The organism is Ruminococcus sp. RTP21359st1_H3_RTP21359_211015 (assembly GCF_040909065.1).
In the GTDB taxonomy this organism is placed as follows: Bacteria; Bacillota; Clostridia; order Oscillospirales; family Ruminococcaceae; genus Hominimerdicola; species Hominimerdicola aceti.
Genome location: NZ_JBDGDD010000041.1, coordinates 1 through 17102, shown reverse-complemented (window position 1 = coordinate 17102; position 17102 = coordinate 1). Strand labels below are relative to the sequence as shown.

Genomic DNA, 17102 nt, shown 5'->3' with positions numbered 1-17102 from the left:
TTCGCTTTCTGCTTTTTTTACACTTTATTTCCCTTTTCTTATCTCTTTTTGTCCATTTTGCTTTGCTCCTTTGTTCTCTTCATACAAAAAGTGACAGCTGAGCGTCGCTCAGTTGTCACTTTGGATTGTTTATTATATTTTGACAAAAAATAAACTCACAGAACAGAAGCTCTGTGAGTTATTGGAGGCGCCACCCAGATTTGAACTGGGGATCAAGGTGTTGCAGACCTATGCCTTACCACTTGGCTATAGCGCCATATTGGAGCGGATTACGAGGCTCGAACTCGCTACCTCCACCTTGGCAAGGTGGCGCTCTACCAGATGAGCTAAATCCGCATTTAGTGGTATCTACATTATTATATGCAAGATACCGAAACCTGATACATAAAGAATGTATTGGCGACCGGAATGGGGCTCGAACCCACGACCTCTAGCGTGACAGGCTAGCGTTCTAACCAGCTGAACTACCCGGCCATATGAGCGGACTTTATAAGTCCGCTTGGTGGGAACAACAGGGCTCGAACCTGTGACCCTCTGCTTGTAAGGCAGATGCTCTCCCAGCTGAGCTATGCTCCCGTTAGCTGCCGTTTTGAGTTGTATCTCTCAGCGACGATATTTATTATACACTATTCAAAGCCATTTGTCAAGAGTTTTTTTGAAATTTCTCAAAAAAAGTTTAAGTCCGTAAACGCTTTATTATCGGGCATTTGAATAGTGTACATAAAATATTCATTAAATATTATTCTTTTATTAACCCTAAAATCTCCTCAGGAGTAAAGTGATATTTCTTATCACAGAAGTGACACTCAACGTCAGTACCACCATCTTTAGAAAGATCTTCAAGTTCTGCCCTACCCAAAGATATAAGAGCATTCTCTACTCTCTCCCTTGAACAATCGCAACGATAATTAACCTCAAAATCATCAAGAACGTTCGGTTCAAGACCCTCCAAGGCTTTCATTGCAATAGCTTCTGTGGTCATACCACCACATATAAGCTTTGTTACAGACTCCATTCCGTTTATATTCTTCTCTATCTGATCTATAGCTGACTCAGGTGCAAACGGCAAAAGCTGAATAAGAAATCCACCTGCACAATTCACTGTCAGATCTGGATTTACAAGTACGCCAAGAGCGCAGACACTTGGCACCTGCTCACTGACAGCAAGATAGTTAGTTATGTCCTCTGCTATTTCTCCTGAAACAATAGGCACTTGTCCGCAATACGGCTCTTTAAGTCCCATGTCCTTGACCACACTAAGCGTACCATTAGAGCCTACAGCCCCTCTGACATCAAGCTTGCCTTTATCGTTAAGCGGCAGTTCCACCACTGGATTTTGTACATACGCCTTAACATTTCCCATGCTGTCAGATACGCATATAAGCGCACCTGTAGGACCGTCACCGTCCATTTTTACAGTAATAGAATCATCTTTACCTTTAAGTCCAAATCCCATGAGCGAAGTACCCATAGCAAGTCTGCCAAGTGCCGCCGTGACCACAGCGGAAGTTTTATGTATCTCCTCAATGCGTGAAACAATATCCTTTCCGTCGATAGCGCTGCACACAACGGAAGCATCTTTACTTATAACTCTAACTATTCTACCCATAAAATCACCCTCTGTTTATTCTCCTGCACACATAAAGAACTCTCTGCGTTTTATCATTAACTGGCGAGTCCTCAAATCCGTCATACTTTCCTATAAGCTCAAAATCATTTGACTTTACAAGCTCGCTCAAAAACTCGTCCGTATATATCCTCTCTGTGAAATCCTCACTAAAACGACAATAAGAGCCGTCCTCCTGCTCCTCAAAGAAGTCAAGATATATGCTCACGCTGTCATCATCATTGAGCTCATTCTGCCATGCACAGAAAAGCCCATCAAGATCATAGCAGAACGCATTGTCTGCAAGGATCACTCGGTGCTTGTACACAGTATTTACATCAAATATGAAAAGTCCACCATAGCAGGTAAATTTTGATACACACTCAAAAGTCTTTCTGACAGCTTCCTCATTTTCAAGGTGATTTATGCTGTCAAGAACACAAACAACAGCATCAACTGCGCCATACAGATCAAGCTCAGTCATATCCTGCATAAGATACTGTATGTTCAGACCGCTTTCATAGCGCTTATCCATGGCTTCTTCCAGCATTTGATCCGACAGATCAACACCTACCACATCATAATCAAGACGTGCAAGTGCTTCACTGAGCGAACCTGTGCCGCAGGCAAGGTCCAAAACTACCTCATGCTCTGAACTATATCGTTTTATAAGTTCATGACACCGTGCCGCAATTTTTCCGTAATCGACATTCTCTGTAAGCTTATCATAGTAACAGGCAAATCTGCCGTATCCGCTCATTACTTATCTTCCTTCTTATCCAATCTGTCAAAAACGATATTATATCCGCCTGAGCCATCATAAGAAAGCGAGCGGTTCACACGGCTTATAGTCGCCGTTGAAGCACCTGTTTCGTTTACTATATCGCTGTAAACATGATCCTTTGTGAGCATTTTTGCAACCTGAAAACGCTGTGAAAGTGCTTTCAGCTCAGGTATAGTGCAAAGATCTTTAAAAAACAGCCTGCATTCCTCGACAGTTTCAAGACAAAGCACTGCTTCATAAAGATCGTCTAAATTTTTGATCTCAAGTTTCTCTTTCATGAAAAAAATCTCCTTTACGTTTCATGGTGTAAAGTGTTAAACCATAAATATATTTTAACACAAGTCATGAAAAAAGTAAAGGAGAATTATGAATTTTTTATTTACTTACTCTTAATTTTTTCTTCTATTAGGCGTTAGAAAACCGCCGAATGACTTCGGCTCATCAGAAATATCCTCTTTATCATCGTAATATTCCTCTTCTTCGTCTTCTGTATCGCTTTCTAGTTTCTCTGGTGGCGTTATCTCAGCCCCCTCGGATATATCGTCTATTATTGCCCTCAGTTCATCTACGCCCTCTCCTGTGATAGCAGAGAACTCCACACAGGTGATGTCCTCAAAGCATGGTATCTCTGTCTTGAAAGCTTCCATACGTGCTTTTCTGGCGTTAGGCTTGAGCTTATCCGCCTTGGTGAACACGATTATAAATGGTATCTCAGCGTCAATAAGATAATTTATCATCATCAGATCGTCTTTGCTCGGCGGATGACGCATATCCACAAGCTGAAAAACAAGTGCAAGCTGTCTGCTGCCGTCGTCAAGATAGCCGCCTATAAGACTGCCCCACTGCCTTTTCTCTGACTTTGATACGCTGGCATAGCCATATCCAGGCAGATCAACGATATAGATATTCTCCACCGAAAAGAAGTTTATTGTAACAGTTTTACCCGGCATAGAGCTTACTCTCGCCAAATTTTTTCTGTTAAGAAGCTTGTTTATCAGCGACGACTTTCCCACATTCGACCTGCCGGAAAAGGCAAATTCAAGTCTGTCAGACTTGGGTATCTGCGAGAATTTTCCAAAGGAAGTATAAAATTCTGCTTTGTTATAATTCATAGGCGCCCTTTCTATACCGTTAATTTTTTTCGCTCCGGCTCGTTCTTGCTTAGGAGTTCAAGCGGAACATTATTTTTGCTGTTTGGAATAAGTGCAACGTCAAGCACATCCTGAATAGTCTTTGCGAACACGAACTCGCAACAAAGCTTTACTGTATCGTCAACGTCATCAAGATCGCCCTTATTAGCAAAAGGCACAATAATAGTCTTTACCCCCGCCTTGTATGCAGCCATAGTCTTTTCACGGAGACCGCCTATAGGCAGTACTTTGCCGCTAAGAGTTATCTCGCCTGTCATAGCAACGTCACTGCGTACTTTTATATTACCCAATGCAGAGATGATGCCCGTTATCATGGTAACACCTGCAGATGGACCGTCCTTAGGCACAGCACCCTCGGGAGCGTGTATATGCAAATCTTTTTTCTCGTAAAAGTCTTTATCGATGCCATATTTGTCAGCAACGCTTCTGCAATAGCTTACGGCAATCTTTGCAGACTCCTTCATAACGTCGCCGAGTGAGCCTGTAAGCTCTATTCTGCCCTTTCCGTCAAGTACAAGGACTTCCAAAGGCATGACAACTCCGCCCACTGACGTCCATGCCAGACCATTTACAGAGCCAACAGCATCTTTATCTGATACAACATCAGGGAGATATTTCTCATGGCCAAGATATTTTTCAAGATTATCCGCCTTGAAAGTAACTTTCTTAACGCCGTCTTCAACTATCTCCTTAGCAGCCTTTCGGCAAAGCGAGCCTATCTGTCTTTCAAGATTTCTCACGCCAGCCTCTCTTGTGTAGCTGTCTATAAGCTTATAAATAGCATCATTGCAGATGCGTATCTGAGATGCTTTAAGACCGTTCTTACCTTCCTGCTTTTTAATAAGATGTTCCTTTGCAATATGGAACTTCTCCTCCCTAGTATAGCTAGACAACTCTATGACCTCCATACGGTCGAGAAGAGGTGCTTGAACAGTATCGAGAGTATTTGCAGTTGTAATAAACAGCACATCACTTAGATCAAACGGCACTTCAATATAGTGATCTCTGAAAGCATTATTCTGCTCGCTGTCAAGAACCTCAAGCATAGCAGACGATGGATCACCTCTGAAATCATTGCTCATCTTGTCTATCTCATCAAGAAGAACAACAGGATTTTTACTTCCTGCAAGCTTCATGGCATTCATTATTCTTCCTGGCATTGCACCAACATACGTCTTTCTGTGACCTCTGATATCACTTTCGTCCTTAACACCGCCCAATGAGACCCTTACAAAGTTTCGATTAAGTGCTCTAGCGACAGACTTTGCCACTGAAGTTTTGCCAACGCCTGGAGGACCAACAAGACAGAGGATCTGCCCCTTGACATCAGGAGTAAGCGCTCTTACAGCAAGATTTTCAAGTATTCTATCCTTGACCTTTGCCATGCCATAGTGATCCTTGTCAAGTATCTGCTTTGCCTTTTTAACGTCTGTCCTATCCTTTGTGACAGCATTCCACGGCAATGCAAGCACTGTGTCAAGATAATTTCTCAGCACAACACCCTCCTGTGACATCATACCCATCTTGGAAAGCTTCCTGACCTCGCCCATAAGCTTATCACGAACTTCTTCGGACAATACAAGTGAATCTATCCTATGTGTGTAATCATCGATCTCATTTACATCTGAGCCGTCTTCATTTTCACCCAACTCATTCTGTAACGCCTTGATCTGCTCACGAATATAGTATTCACGCTGACTTTCTTCTATCTGAGAATGGACCTGACTATGTATCCTTCTTTCAAGAGATAAAACATTGGTCTCTCGTGAAAGCATAGTGATCATAAGAATTAGCTTATCTAAAACAGATGGGGCTTCAAGAAGCGACTGTCTGTCAGTAAAAGCTAACGGAATATTAAATGCCAAACTTTCAAAAAGTTGAACAGGCGTTTTAGAACCGAGTATCTGGGCATAAAGCTCTTCAGGCATTTTAGGAACCACCTGAACATACTCTTCAAACTCATCTAAGACCGAACGAAAAACAGCAAGTTTTTCGTCATCGTCAAGCCTATCCTTTGAATAATTTGGTACAAGTCTTACATCAGCTTCATAGCAATCATCATGCTGATAAAACTCAGCAAGTCTCGCTTTACGCAGACCTTCTACATAGCATCTGTATATTCCATCAGGTGCTTTAACGATCTGTCTTACCTTTGCTACAGTACCCACCTTGAACATATCCTTTTTTTCAGGCATTTCAAGATAAACGTCTTTTTGCGCGCAAAGAAAAACAAATCGATCGCCGTCCATGGCATTTTTCATGCTCTTTATAGTTCTTGGTCTGCCAACATCAAAATGCATAGACATTCCAGGAAAAACTACCAGATCTCTCGTTGGAACACACGGCATAATATTATTTATTTTAACATCAGTTTTATCTTTCATAGTTGCTCCATTTCCTTACAGCTCTACAAATACTGTAATGCTTTGTTATACAGCTTTAGTATATAATATCACATTTATGATACATTTGCAAGCCCCACTCAGAAACTTCCCCTTAACAAAAAGAGGCACCTATAAAGGTACCTCAAAATAGAAAACACTATTAGTCAGCTACATATGGAAGAAGTGCCACATGACGTGCTCTCTTGATAGCTGTTGTAAGTTCTCTCTGATGATAAGCACAAGTGCCAGTTACACGTCTAGGGAGGATCTTAGCTCTCTCTGTCATGCACTTTCTAAGCTTTGCGATATCCTTATAGTCGATCTTTTCAGCTCTGTCTGCACAGAACATACAAACCTTCTTACGACCTCTCTTCATAGGTCTGCTTGTATTTCTTTCCTTTTCCATGGTAAATTTCCCTCCTTAGAGAAATATTTTTCAAAACTCCTCTGCTTAGAACGGTACTCCGTCATCGGTCAATACTTCTTCAAAATCATCAAGGTCACCAATGGACAAAGCGTCATTTGATGGAGCATTGTTATAGTTATTCTGATTAGAATTGTTTGCAGGCTGTGAATATCCACCATTGTTCTGCTGGTAATTATTCTGCTGATAACCACCATTTCCGTAGTTATTGGAATAGTTACCTGCTCCCTGCTGTTTTGGTTCACCTGTGAAAGACACACTGTCAACATTGACCTCAGTTGTATAATGCTTTACACCATTCTTGTCATCATAAGAACCTGTTCTTATCTGACCTTCAAGAGCGATCATTCTGCCCTTTGAAAAGTATCTGTTGATAAATTCAGCTCTCTGCCCCCAAGCAGTGCAAGTAATAAAATCAGTCTGCCTTTCAGCACCCTGACGAACTGGTCTGTCAACTGCAACATTGAATCTCAAAACTGCATTTCCACTAGGAGTCTGTCTTACTTCAAGATCCTGAGTGATCCTACCCATTAAAATAACTCTGTTAAGCATAACTTTTCCCTCTTTCGCAGTTTTACTTGACCGTTACTAAGAAACGGATCACGCCGTCTGTGATACCAAGAATTCTCTCAAGCTCAGCTGGAAACTCAGGCGTAGATGTGAATGACCACAGTACATAAGTACCTTCTGTTTCATAATTGATAGCATAAGCCAGCTTACGCTTGCCCCAATTACTAAGTGTAACGTCACTTGCGTTTGCCTCGATCAAGTCATTGAACTTAGCTGTGAGTGCGTTTACAGCCTCCTCGTCAAGCTTAGAGCTGAAAATTACCATAGCCTCATAAGACTCATTAATTTTTGCCATTGCATTTGCACCTCCTTTTGGATTTCGCCTGTGCCGCAATTTGCACAAGCAAGGATAACTCAATTATTATAACACAAGACCGATTATCTGTCAAGTGTCACTTGCGTTTTTTTATGAACTTTTTGTAAAATCATGCAAATATCTTTGTAACACCAAAAATGCCAAACACAACTATCGCAGAATAAACGGCAAAGCCAAGAATAACAGCCCCCCATGACGTACCGCCCTTTGCTACTATCTTTTCGGCTATCTCCTGCTCAGTGCCGTCCTCCGACCTTATCTCACGGATCTTTTTTTGTGCAAACTTATAATACACATAATTGCCGAAAAAGCCTGCCACAAACTGAAGTGCCATTGAAACATACCATGTCGCAGCGGAAATGCCCTGAAAAACCCTTCCAGTCACATCGATGCCGATATCAAGCGAGAAACCCATTGTCCCTGCACTAAGATATTCTATCGCAGTAGGAATATTGAGCAGTGCCGTAGCCACAAGCATAATGATACCCACAAGATTCATTTTTCTAAACAGAAAATACAGGTGCGGAAAAAGAAAAGCCGCAAAGTTTATGGAAATCTTTCCACCAAATTTACCAAAACGTATAAAGTTAGACAAAAATATGAGCGGATTTGTCTTTACAAATTTTGCATAGTCATCTAGTTTAATGCCTTCAAGATCTGAGTCCTTATCAAATACAACCTGTCTGCCAAACGGACCGTAAGGCTGTCCGTCAGGGCCGGTCTGCTGAGCGTTATTTTGCGTGTCCATGTCGTTGAATGGACGTTCCTCAGTATCATTTTTCGTAAGCGGTGTTCCGCACTTTTCACAAAATAGCTTGTCAGGCGGATTTTCAAAACCGCAGCGTATACAGCGTATATTCTCACTTTCTACACTCTCCTGAGTTTGCTCCCAGCTTTGACCACTTTCATGCAAAGCGTCATTTATGCACTTTCCTTCTTTGAGATAACACTCACGATGATAAGGTGTGCCACACTCAGGACATACAACTATATCGTCACCATCTTTGAATGCTTCTCCGCAGGAAAAGCATTTTTTTCCTGTATAATTAGCCATATCAGGTTTCCTTTCTTGCTGAAACAGGCTTTTTAAAGCCTTTAAATAACATTATAGCACAACTTTCAGGAAAATGCTATAGTTTTTTTATATTTTTCCTTTACTTTTCACAAAAAAAGTTTTATAATATATAATGATATAAAATAAGGAGAAAAAGATATGGTATTTTTAGAAAACTTAAAGTCAGAGCTTGAAGCTCTTAGACCTATCATCAGCGAGCTGCATGACGTATACGATATTGAACGTTCTCAGGAAAGGATCGCAGAGCTTCACGAAAAAGCCGCAGAGCCTAATTTTTGGGACGACATGGAGAAATCACAGAAGGTTTTGCAGGAAACAAGAAATCTTGAGGGCAAGCTGGAAAAATACAATAAATTCAAGTCGTCATTTGAGGATATCGAAGTGCTTATTGAAATGGCAGCCGATGAGGGTGACGAGGACATGATCGACGAAATACAGTCTGAGCTTAAAACTCTAAAAGAGGGTCTTGACGCTGCACAGCTTGACACTCTGCTCACAGGCGAGTATGATCACAACAACGCTATCATCAACTTTCATGCAGGAGCAGGCGGAACTGAGGCGCAGGATTGGAGCGAAATGCTTTTCAGGATGTATCACAAATGGTGTGAAAGCCACGGCTTCAAAATGACTACTCTTGATTATCTCGAGGGTGCAGAGGCCGGCATGAAGAGTGCCTCCGTTATCGTGGAGGGTGAAAACGCTTATGGCTATCTTAAAAGCGAAGCAGGAATACACAGACTTGTGCGTATCTCACCTTTCGACAGCTCAGGAAGCAGACACACGTCATTCTCAGCGGTGGACGTTATGCCTGAAATAGACGATACAATCGAAGTAGATATCCGTCCTGAGGACATTAAAATGGACGTTTATCGTGCAAGCGGTGCAGGCGGACAGCACATCAACAAAACCTCATCAGCCGTAAGACTTACCCACATACCAACAGGTATCGTTACATCATGCCAGACACAGCGTTCACAGTTCCAGAACAGGGATTATGCAATGAAAATGCTCAAAGCAGAGCTTATCAAAATAAAAGAGCGTGAACATCTAGAGAAGATAGAGGATATAAAGGGTGTTCAGAAAGAGATCGCATGGGGTGCTCAGATACGTTCATATGTTTTCATGCCATACACTCTTGTAAAAGATCACAGAACGGGTTTTGAAAACAGCAATGTAAACGCTGTTATGGACGGCGACCTTGACGGTTTCATAAACGCTTACCTCAAAGCGCTTTCACTTGGCGAGATCGAAAAATAATTAGCATAAACAAAGGACAGTTCAAACGAGCTGTCCTTATGTTTTTTATGAGATTGTTTTGCCTTTTTTTCTGCTCTCTTTGGTCTTGACAGGAGTTTCTTCTGCCGCTCTATCCTCAAAGAGCTGTTCGTCAGGGTCTGCATTCTTGTATGCAAACTCAGGATTGCTTTCACCACGCTGATCGTAGTAAGGCTGGATAACGTGTTTTCTGATAACAGGATAACAATTGAAGCAAGTCACGAAGCATATGAACGAAAGAGGCCAAAATGGCAATATGAACAGAGAATACGGCAGGAAAAGATACATCATAACAATGACGATAAGCGATGCCAGAAGTGACCAAAGAGACTGCTTTATGCCAAGACTCACAAGATAAAACGAGTTCTTTATTATCTGCTTCATGTTAAGGTTAGTGGAGCTTATCATAAGATAGATGTAAAAGTGCATCATGTAGAATACAATAAGACAGCTTATGCAGATAACAAACGGAATGTATATCATTGAGTTCTGCTCTGCCCAATATTTATACATTGGAATACCGACCATAAATCCTATAGCGAAGATGATATCTATGGCACCCATGATAGTGCCCTGCTTGAAATTCTTCTTGAAAGAATCCCAGAAATCATGTAGCAAAAACGCATTTCTTTCCTGAGAATAATTTCGGCAAACCTTTGTCATTGCAGCCGTTGCAGGTCCTACAAATACTGACGGTATCGCCAGTAAGAGCCATATTGGATTTGATGTCATAAGCATAAGTATAACCATAAGCGTCATCGGTATGCAGAAAACGAAATACAGCAAATTAAGCTCCATAAGCTTCCACATATGCCTGCCATAGACTTCAAAAAACTTAAAAATACCCTTTTTCTCCTGAGGTGCTTTAAGCACACCTCTGCCAGGGGTATTGTAATTACCAAATAAAGACATTACACCGCTCCTTAAAATTAATAGTCCCCGAAATTGCCCCGAATTTTATTTCATTCTTTGTATACTGTATACTAAATTCGTCCTGCAAAAATAATCGTCAGCAGACATTCAAGTGCAGCCGCAACAGCCGCCGCCGCTTCAAGCACAAGAAACTTAACAGCATAAAACCGCACCGTCTGTCGCAGACCGCTATGCTGTCCTTCAGAAAAAACAATGCACAGCAGGATATTTGACATAGCGACAGCTTCCCTTGCGGCTATCATAAGTGCCGCCGCTGTTATGACCGCAGGAAGAAGTACAAACATCGCTGAAAGTAATGCACCATGTCCACCGTAAATGCTGTAAAGCTGAGACATTGCAACACCCCAGCCCATGCCACGCAACAGCAATACTGCAACAGCTAACGGCTGTCCCAGTGAAGAAAAACCTGACAAAAACACAACCGCTAAAAAAACAGTCGAACTGAAAAAAGACCTCACAAGAATTTCTTCAAGATCACCAGACGACCTCACGTCAACGAAGCTGTTTGAAAGCACCGACAGCATTGAAAGCTCGTCGCTGCCCATAAAGCAAAAAGTAACAGCACCCAAAAGCGCACCAATCAGGATAGCTCCTGCAAAAAATGCAAGAACTCCGCTTTTGTATATGCCTGTCCCGCTGTTCATTATACATCACTCCTTTGAGTAATGTATATGCCACGGTGCAGAAAAAATAACTATTTTGAAAGCTCGTAAGCTCTCTTAGTGCAAGCCTTGCAGCAGTCCTCAACAGCCTTTGGCAGACCGCCCTCACGGAGCTTATCAAGACCAGCGATAGTTGTGCCACCCTTTGATGATACCATTTCAATAAGCTCGTCAAGTGACTTGCCACTGTCAGTTATCATTTTGGCAGAGCCGATAAGCGACTTTGCAAAAAGATCTCTTGCAACTGTTTCATCGATGTCAACGCTCTTTGCATACTCTATGAATGCCTGAGCATACAGATAGATAAAAGCAGGAGATGAGCCGTTTATTGCTATTATCTCTTTCATTTTATCCTTTGATATGACGGCATACATACCGCATGAGCCAAAGATATTGCAAACAAGCTCAAACTCCTCATCTGTAACGCTGTCAGAGCGTGAAAGAGCAGTTGCGCCCTCCCCAAGAAGAAGAGGAGTGTTTGGCATAACAAGCACTACCTTTGCGCCAGCCACAGTTTTTGAAGCGATATAATCATCTGTAATGCCTGCGCAGATAGAAACTATGACCGTATCTTTCGTTACCGCAGGAGCTATCTCATCAAGCACCTCGTCAAGCTGCTGAGGCTTAATTGCAAGAAAAACATATTCTGACTTTTCAACTACCTCTGCACAGCCTGAACATTTTACTGCTCCAAGCTCGTCAAGTCTATCAAGTATCGGAGCATATTTATCAAAAGCGTAAAGCTGAATATCCTTACCCATTTTACTGCCTGCAATGCCTTTCATGATAGCATAGCCCATATTTCCTGCACCGATAAAACCAACATTTATCATACACTCAAGACCTTTCTGAATAAAAGGCAGAAGCCTGCCTTAAAAATAACTTAATTTTAATTATACACTAAATCTCAACGAATTTCAAGTGTTTCACCTAAATTTCACATTAGTACCCCATTTTTCTTGTATATTTTCACGCAAAAAAACAGCGACATTTCTGCCGCTGCTTTAAATCATATATTTGTCGCTTTATGTCCAAACTGTGTTCTTACTTTTTCATAAGCAAACTTCACAGCAGGCAGGAATATCATGAGCAAGATCAGATCCACAGGGAGCTGGATAAGATTTTTCGCTATTCTCGGTGTGCAGTATGTAAGAAAACCGCTCATTCCTTCTTTGGTGAGGTTTGTGATGCCAAAAGTCTTGTTTACATAAAGTGTATACAGGAAATAAGAATTAAGTCCTATATTACAGAAAAGTATAACACTTCCTCTTGCAATTGCGATCCTTATGTAGCTTTGAAGCTTTTTGTTGTTAAAATCGCACTTATACAACAGACAGCCGTAGATGATACCTGAAATAATAACTACCATTGCAAGCTGTGGGCTGTAGGCTCTCGGAGATTTGTTCTGCACTATATATCCTAGAAAGTCAAGAACAAATGTAGACATTCCGCATACCACAGGTCCGTAAAGCATACCTATAGTACAGGTTGCAAGAAAAGTGAAACCGATCCTCAAGTCAGGCGTTACCTCAATGGAAAATGATCTGATAGCAAACGCCAACGCTATCAGTATTCCTGCTGTTGTTAATGTTCTAAGATCTTTCAGTGACTTGAAAGAGTCATAGAACATTCTTCCGAAGCTCTTCATAAATTTACCTCCTTATTCTGCGAGCTTGTCGCTTTGTGCATAACGGAGCATAAAAACAGCTCTGCACACTACCCATGCGGGATGTGCAGAGCCGCTATAAAAAGCTTCAATTACACATTCAGCGGGATGCGAAAACCGAACCGCAAAGGTTCTACCTTTTTCGTTCCGACGGCAACTCCCCGTCCGACGGACACTTAACGCTCAGTTTTCTACTCTGTAATATGTCAAAGTCTTAAAGACTCAGACCTCATGAAAAATTAGAATGCAGTTTCATTGAGGATCTTGTAAAGCTCTTCCTCGAAAGGCTTCTTCATTGAAAGAGCCTCCTGAATATCTACATCATATATCTTGTTGTCCTTCATACCAACAACTCTGTTGCCAATGCCCTGCTCTAGCAGTTCAACAGCGTGATAGCCCATTTCAGTTGCGACAACTCTATCTCTTACTGTAGGAGAGCCGCCTCTCTGAACATGACCGAGAATAGTAGCTCTTGACTCGACACCAGTAATATCCTGAAGAGTTCTTGTAATATACTCTGTCTTGCCAACACCCTCAGCAACTACAATGATAAAATGTGTCTTGCCTGACTTCTTTGTCTGCTCCATCTTCTGAGCAATAGCATTGAGGTCATAAGGCTTCTCAGGTGTGATAACAGCCTCAGCGCCTACAGCAGCAGCAACGTTGATAGCAATGTGACCAGCGTTTCTGCCCATTACCTCAACTACTGAACATCTGTCATGTGACTGTGCTGTATCTCTGATCTTATCGATCATTTCCATAGCTGTGTTCATAGCTGTGTCATAACCGATAGTATATTCTGTGCATGAAATATCGTTGTCTATAGTACCAGGCAGACCGATACATGGGATACCCTGTGCTGAAAGATCAGCCGCACCTCTGAATGAGCCGTCACCACCGATAACTACGATACCGTCAAGACCCATTTCAAGACACTTATCTCTGCCCTTCTTTACGCCCTCGATATCTCTGAATTCAGGACATCTTGCAGTGTAAAGACAAGTACCGCCTCTCTGGATTATGCCTGAAACAGTTCTTGCATTCATCTCAATAACTTCACCGTTAAGAAGGCCGTTATATCCTCTGAGGATACCTACGACTTCCATACCCTTTGCAAGACCAGCTCTGCATACTGCTCTGACAGCAGCGTTCATTCCCGGAGCATCTCCTCCGCTGGTAAGTACACCAATTTTCTTAGCCATGTAAAATACCTCCAAACCAGGAAACAATTTATCCTGTTACTTTCCTAATAATCTATAATGAGCATAGCACAAAGCCCCTGAATTGTCAAGGGCTTTGTTTATTTTTTAACATTTTATTAAACGTTTTCGTTATTCAGCAGGCACAACAGCCGGAGCTGGTGTTGTTTCAGAAGAGCTGCCTGTATTCGTATCAGGCTTAGGCTCTGTTGCCTTTGTTGTAGTGGTCGTAGTAGTCACAAGACCTGCAGAAACTGTAACTGTAAGCACATCACCATTTTTAACATTCACAGTGTTTCCAACATTAACGCTTGTCGCCATAACATATCCTGCAGAAACAGAGCTTGAGAAATCGGTAACGACCTTATACTTGATATTATAAGAATCAAGCAGCTCAAGGTAAGCCTTCTTTGACAGGCCAGAGAAATCAGGAACAGGAACATTTTCAGGGCCTGCACATACTTTAAGAACAAGCTCATTTTTCAAAGACGGATCAAAATCAGTACCCTCTGGTATGCTCTGCTCTTTAACAACGTCCTTATCGTCAACATCAGAATAATAATATTCAGCCTTGATAGTAAAATCCTCACCAAGCTGTTTTACAACAGTATTGTATTCCAGACCCACAACGTTAGGCATTATAGCGCCATAGCCATATTCTGACTGACTTTCAGCATCAGTCACCTTAGGCGTAGCAACTGTGGTGCTGTAAACGAATACCTCGCTGTCAACTGCATCTGCATCATCAGAAGAAATGACCTTATCCTCAGACGAATCATTATTGCTGTCCGACGGACCTGAAAACAACTCATATAGCAGAAAAACTGAAAGTAAAAGCACTATCACAAGCACCGTCCAGCCTATTATCGTAGCCGTTTTATTCTTAGGCTTTTCTTCCTCACGTGTCTGCTGTGGCATTTGCCTTGACTGCGTTCTTTGTCTTGGAACATGCTGTATAGGAATAGTCTGAGTTGAACCCTTAGGGTGTTCCATATGCGTTGTATGCTGCTCAAAAAGTGCAGTAACAAGTTCTGAAACTGTCTGTATTCTTTCTTCGCCACGAACTCTCATAGCTCTTGAAAGAACTCGTGAGATATGCTGTGGTATTCTAGGATTGACTCTGCAAGCTTCGACCATAGTATCATTCTTTGTACGGGTATAAGCATCAAGGGGCATACAGCCTGTTAGTATTCTATAAAGAACTGCAGCAAGTGCATAAACGTCAGTCCATGTGCCCTGCCATTCTAACGAAGAATATTGCTCAGGGGCGGTATATCCTGAATAGAACTCAGGAGAAAGCCCTGTATTAGATGTTCTTATAGAACTTATGCAAAAACCTGTAAGTTTAAGCTCACAATCAGTTGTAACAATAATATTTTCAGGAGATATTCCCCTGTGTATGATACCTGCATTATGTATAATGCTCAATGTTGTAAACAATGGCACAAAAAGCTTTTTGACCTGTTCCCATGTGAGAAAGCCTGTATTTGACTGTAAAAATTTCTTTAGCGTCACGCCCTCCACATATTCGAGTATGACATAGGTCGTATTATTCTCGCAAAACATATCCTTTGCCGTGGCGATATGCTGAAGATTTCTCATACGTGAAAGAACTTTGTTCACGTCTGCAAACTCAGACATAAATGTCTTATACTTAGCCAGACAATCTGGATTCACCACAAGTCGCTGACTTTCGCTATCTCTTTCGCAAAGAGTGTCAGGCATATACTCTCTTGCCACACACTTGCATTTGCCAACCATATCGTAGCAAATGTAAGACGCACCCTCACCATTATATGAAAGCATTTTTCCGACTATATATCTGTTGTCAAGCACTGTTCTCGGTGCAAGATAAGCCTGTAAATGCGGGATATCGTCGGTATAGCTACAATAATGACAGCGGCCGTCAGAACCAAGTTCGTTCATACAGCCCATACATAATTTAGTACTAGGATCCATACCGAACCTCCTTTTTACGTTATTCATCAATTTATATTAGCAACAAACCGAGCATAAGTCAAGTTTTTTTGTGAAATTGTAGAATTTACGCAACAATTTGTATTTCTTTTGTAACATTATGACCCTTTTACAGATACTCAGGATAAATAAGCGTAGAAGAATAATACAGATACTTATTATCCGTATCAAACGTTACATTAAGCACCACAGGCTGATCATCACCTGCGTCATTCTCATACCAATAGCGGTATATATAATTTTTAGTGTCTTTTGACCACACGATGCCGTAATATTCAAGGTCTATGGCATCTGACAAGCCACTCCACTTTGCACCTTGTTCAAACTTATCAAGGTTAATAGCTTTACTCTTTTTTTCACCGTTTGCATTGTTTTTAAGCACCTTGAAATTTGAATATTTTACAGTTTGTATACGTTCTTCATCATCAACAGTAACAAGCGCCGCCCATTCAGGATAATTTATGCCATCAACATTAACACTGTCATCAGACTCAATGATATAATCAAAATTCAGTGCATTGTTCACTCCCTGAAAAGCCGATTCGTCCTTAAAGTGCATATCAAGCTTTTTCTGAGCCTTTGCAACATCTACGCCGATATATTCAGAAATGCTCTCAGCGGTGTTTTCACCCTTTCCGCTTATAATATTCACAACGATAAGGACGACAAGCACCACAAGGAGCACTACCGCCACTGTTATAAGAATAAGCTTGAGCTTGCTTTCAGACAATTTATGTTTTTTCTCGCCCACTATTTCTACGTTTAGCGGTTTATTCTGCTTTTTGAAACGCTTCATGATAGATGTATTTTTGTCTGGTCTTAATCTTGTGTCACAGTTAGGACAGAAAATGTCATCATCGTCAACTGACTTGTGGCATTTAGGACACTCCATAAAAACAACTCCCTTTTGCAACATCCGTGCATTTGCACACTTTTTCAAAACAAGTATACCATAATCTCTGTAAAAAGTCAACAAACGAAAAGCAGCGGACAGAAGTCTATCTGTAGTGCTACAATAGATATTGGACAAAATTAAGAAAAAAGAAAAGAGAGATAGGCAAAAATCTGATAAAATAAAGT

Annotated in this window: 17 protein-coding genes, 4 tRNA genes and 1 riboswitch; of the genes, 1 reads left to right on the top strand and 20 read right to left on the bottom strand. The window is 41.4% G+C overall.

From position 1 onward, the window contains the following. Positions 1 to 182: 182 nt before the first annotated feature. From AB5Z01_RS12490 to AB5Z01_RS12430, 13 genes are all read right to left on the bottom strand, one after another. Positions 183 to 256: transfer RNA gene (locus tag AB5Z01_RS12490), tRNA-Cys, on the bottom strand. 4 nt (positions 257 to 260) lie between these two features. Further along, positions 261 to 336, bottom strand: a tRNA-Gly gene (locus AB5Z01_RS12485). A 61-nt stretch (positions 337 to 397) separates the two neighbouring features. Next, a tRNA-Asp gene (locus AB5Z01_RS12480) sits at positions 398 to 474 on the bottom strand. Positions 475 to 500: 26 nt separating this feature from the next. After that, positions 501 to 576: transfer RNA gene (locus AB5Z01_RS12475), tRNA-Val, on the bottom strand. A 163-nt stretch (positions 577 to 739) separates the two neighbouring features. Next, entirely contained in the window at positions 740 to 1609 is an 870-nt protein-coding gene (gene hslO / locus AB5Z01_RS12470) for an Hsp33 family molecular chaperone HslO (RefSeq protein ID WP_117857616.1), read from the bottom strand. Between the two features lie 4 nt (positions 1610 to 1613). Continuing rightward, positions 1614 to 2366, bottom strand: a complete 753-nt coding sequence (locus tag AB5Z01_RS12465; protein WP_195220388.1) for a class I SAM-dependent methyltransferase — start codon at positions 2364 to 2366, stop codon at positions 1614 to 1616. Beyond that, positions 2366 to 2668, bottom strand: a complete 303-nt coding sequence (locus AB5Z01_RS12460) for a YerC/YecD family TrpR-related protein (protein WP_041337345.1) — start codon at positions 2666 to 2668, stop codon at positions 2366 to 2368. Before AB5Z01_RS12460 ends, AB5Z01_RS12465 begins: the two co-directional genes overlap by 1 nt. Before the next feature lie 111 nt (positions 2669 to 2779). Beyond that, positions 2780 to 3502 (bottom strand): ribosome biogenesis GTP-binding protein YihA/YsxC, encoded by a 723-nt coding sequence (gene yihA, locus AB5Z01_RS12455; RefSeq protein WP_041337343.1) that lies wholly within the window; start codon positions 3500 to 3502, stop codon positions 2780 to 2782. An 11-nt stretch (positions 3503 to 3513) separates the two neighbouring features. After that, positions 3514 to 5925 (bottom strand): endopeptidase La, encoded by a 2412-nt coding sequence (lon, locus tag AB5Z01_RS12450; protein ID WP_195220387.1) that lies wholly within the window; start codon positions 5923 to 5925, stop codon positions 3514 to 3516. A 160-nt stretch (positions 5926 to 6085) separates the two neighbouring features. Continuing rightward, a complete protein-coding gene (gene rpsR, locus AB5Z01_RS12445; RefSeq protein WP_022287519.1) occupies positions 6086 to 6331 on the bottom strand; it encodes a 30S ribosomal protein S18 in 246 nt (81 codons plus the stop codon). Positions 6332 to 6376: 45 nt separating this feature from the next. Next, positions 6377 to 6901, bottom strand: a complete 525-nt coding sequence (locus AB5Z01_RS12440; RefSeq protein ID WP_022287518.1) for a single-stranded DNA-binding protein — start codon at positions 6899 to 6901, stop codon at positions 6377 to 6379. 22 nt (positions 6902 to 6923) lie between these two features. Then, the gene (rpsF, locus tag AB5Z01_RS12435) at positions 6924 to 7214 is read right to left on the bottom strand and encodes a 30S ribosomal protein S6 (protein WP_046440545.1); all 291 of its coding nucleotides are present in this window, start codon (positions 7212 to 7214) and stop codon (positions 6924 to 6926) included. 130 nt (positions 7215 to 7344) lie between these two features. Further along, the gene (locus AB5Z01_RS12430; RefSeq protein WP_368365571.1) at positions 7345 to 8289 is read right to left on the bottom strand and encodes an RING finger protein; all 945 of its coding nucleotides are present in this window, start codon (positions 8287 to 8289) and stop codon (positions 7345 to 7347) included. Positions 8290 to 8448: 159 nt separating this feature from the next. Between AB5Z01_RS12430 and prfB the strand changes: the two genes are divergently transcribed. Then, complete coding sequence (prfB, locus tag AB5Z01_RS12425) at positions 8449 to 9567, top strand: peptide chain release factor 2 (RefSeq protein ID WP_022287515.1); 1119 nt, start codon at positions 8449 to 8451, stop codon at positions 9565 to 9567. Positions 9568 to 9612: 45 nt separating this feature from the next. On the opposite strand, the gene AB5Z01_RS12420 is transcribed toward prfB, so the two are convergent. The 7 genes from AB5Z01_RS12420 to AB5Z01_RS12390 all read right to left on the bottom strand — a co-directional run bounded on the left by AB5Z01_RS12420 (position 9613) and on the right by AB5Z01_RS12390 (position 16914). Then, entirely contained in the window at positions 9613 to 10497 is an 885-nt protein-coding gene (locus tag AB5Z01_RS12420) for a YesL family protein (protein WP_117891799.1), read from the bottom strand. A gap of 71 nt (positions 10498 to 10568) precedes the next feature. Then, positions 10569 to 11162 (bottom strand): hypothetical protein, encoded by a 594-nt coding sequence (locus AB5Z01_RS12415; protein ID WP_287216259.1) that lies wholly within the window; start codon positions 11160 to 11162, stop codon positions 10569 to 10571. Between the two features lie 50 nt (positions 11163 to 11212). Then, a complete protein-coding gene (proC, locus tag AB5Z01_RS12410) occupies positions 11213 to 12013 on the bottom strand; it encodes a pyrroline-5-carboxylate reductase (protein ID WP_287216258.1) in 801 nt (266 codons plus the stop codon). Positions 12014 to 12189: 176 nt separating this feature from the next. Beyond that, positions 12190 to 12828 carry a folate family ECF transporter S component gene (locus tag AB5Z01_RS12405; protein WP_117864641.1) on the bottom strand — a complete coding sequence of 213 codons (639 nt, stop codon included), beginning with the start codon at positions 12826 to 12828 and terminating at the stop codon, positions 12190 to 12192. A 117-nt stretch (positions 12829 to 12945) separates the two neighbouring features. Beyond that, a riboswitch (THF riboswitch) is annotated at positions 12946 to 13047 on the bottom strand. A gap of 38 nt (positions 13048 to 13085) precedes the next feature. After that, a complete protein-coding gene (gene pfkA / locus AB5Z01_RS12400; RefSeq protein WP_022287510.1) occupies positions 13086 to 14048 on the bottom strand; it encodes a 6-phosphofructokinase in 963 nt (320 codons plus the stop codon). 129 nt (positions 14049 to 14177) lie between these two features. Beyond that, positions 14178 to 16004: a PASTA domain-containing protein gene (locus AB5Z01_RS12395; protein WP_022287509.1), complete on the bottom strand. Its 1827-nt coding sequence runs from the start codon at positions 16002 to 16004 to the stop codon at positions 14178 to 14180. A 127-nt stretch (positions 16005 to 16131) separates the two neighbouring features. After that, a complete protein-coding gene (locus AB5Z01_RS12390; protein WP_287216257.1) occupies positions 16132 to 16914 on the bottom strand; it encodes a zinc ribbon domain-containing protein in 783 nt (260 codons plus the stop codon). Between the last annotated feature and the right edge of the window lie 188 nt (positions 16915 to 17102).

Coding starts and splice junctions, on each gene's coding strand:
- AB5Z01_RS12405 (WP_117864641.1), bottom strand. CDS start 12,828: ATGAAGAGCTTCGGAAGAATGTTCTATGACTCTTTCAAGTCACTGAAA.
- proC (WP_287216258.1), bottom strand. CDS start 12,013: ATGATAAATGTTGGTTTTATCGGTGCAGGAAATATGGGCTATGCTATC.
- AB5Z01_RS12420 (WP_117891799.1), bottom strand. CDS start 10,497: ATGTCTTTATTTGGTAATTACAATACCCCTGGCAGAGGTGTGCTTAAA.
- AB5Z01_RS12430 (WP_368365571.1), bottom strand. CDS start 8,289: ATGGCTAATTATACAGGAAAAAAATGCTTTTCCTGCGGAGAAGCATTC.
- rpsR (WP_022287519.1), bottom strand. CDS start 6,331: ATGGAAAAGGAAAGAAATACAAGCAGACCTATGAAGAGAGGTCGTAAG.
- lon (WP_195220387.1), bottom strand. CDS start 5,925: ATGAAAGATAAAACTGATGTTAAAATAAATAATATTATGCCGTGTGTT.
- pfkA (WP_022287510.1), bottom strand. CDS start 14,048: ATGGCTAAGAAAATTGGTGTACTTACCAGCGGAGGAGATGCTCCGGGA.
- AB5Z01_RS12460 (WP_041337345.1), bottom strand. CDS start 2,668: ATGAAAGAGAAACTTGAGATCAAAAATTTAGACGATCTTTATGAAGCA.
- AB5Z01_RS12465 (WP_195220388.1), bottom strand. CDS start 2,366: ATGAGCGGATACGGCAGATTTGCCTGTTACTATGATAAGCTTACAGAG.
- prfB (WP_022287515.1), top strand. CDS start 8,449: ATGGTATTTTTAGAAAACTTAAAGTCAGAGCTTGAAGCTCTTAGACCT.
- AB5Z01_RS12390 (WP_287216257.1), bottom strand. CDS start 16,914: ATGGAGTGTCCTAAATGCCACAAGTCAGTTGACGATGATGACATTTTC.
- AB5Z01_RS12415 (WP_287216259.1), bottom strand. CDS start 11,162: ATGAACAGCGGGACAGGCATATACAAAAGCGGAGTTCTTGCATTTTTT.
- rpsF (WP_046440545.1), bottom strand. CDS start 7,214: ATGGCAAAAATTAATGAGTCTTATGAGGCTATGGTAATTTTCAGCTCT.
- AB5Z01_RS12395 (WP_022287509.1), bottom strand. CDS start 16,004: ATGGATCCTAGTACTAAATTATGTATGGGCTGTATGAACGAACTTGGT.
- AB5Z01_RS12440 (WP_022287518.1), bottom strand. CDS start 6,901: ATGCTTAACAGAGTTATTTTAATGGGTAGGATCACTCAGGATCTTGAA.
- hslO (WP_117857616.1), bottom strand. CDS start 1,609: ATGGGTAGAATAGTTAGAGTTATAAGTAAAGATGCTTCCGTTGTGTGC.
- yihA (WP_041337343.1), bottom strand. CDS start 3,502: ATGAATTATAACAAAGCAGAATTTTATACTTCCTTTGGAAAATTCTCG.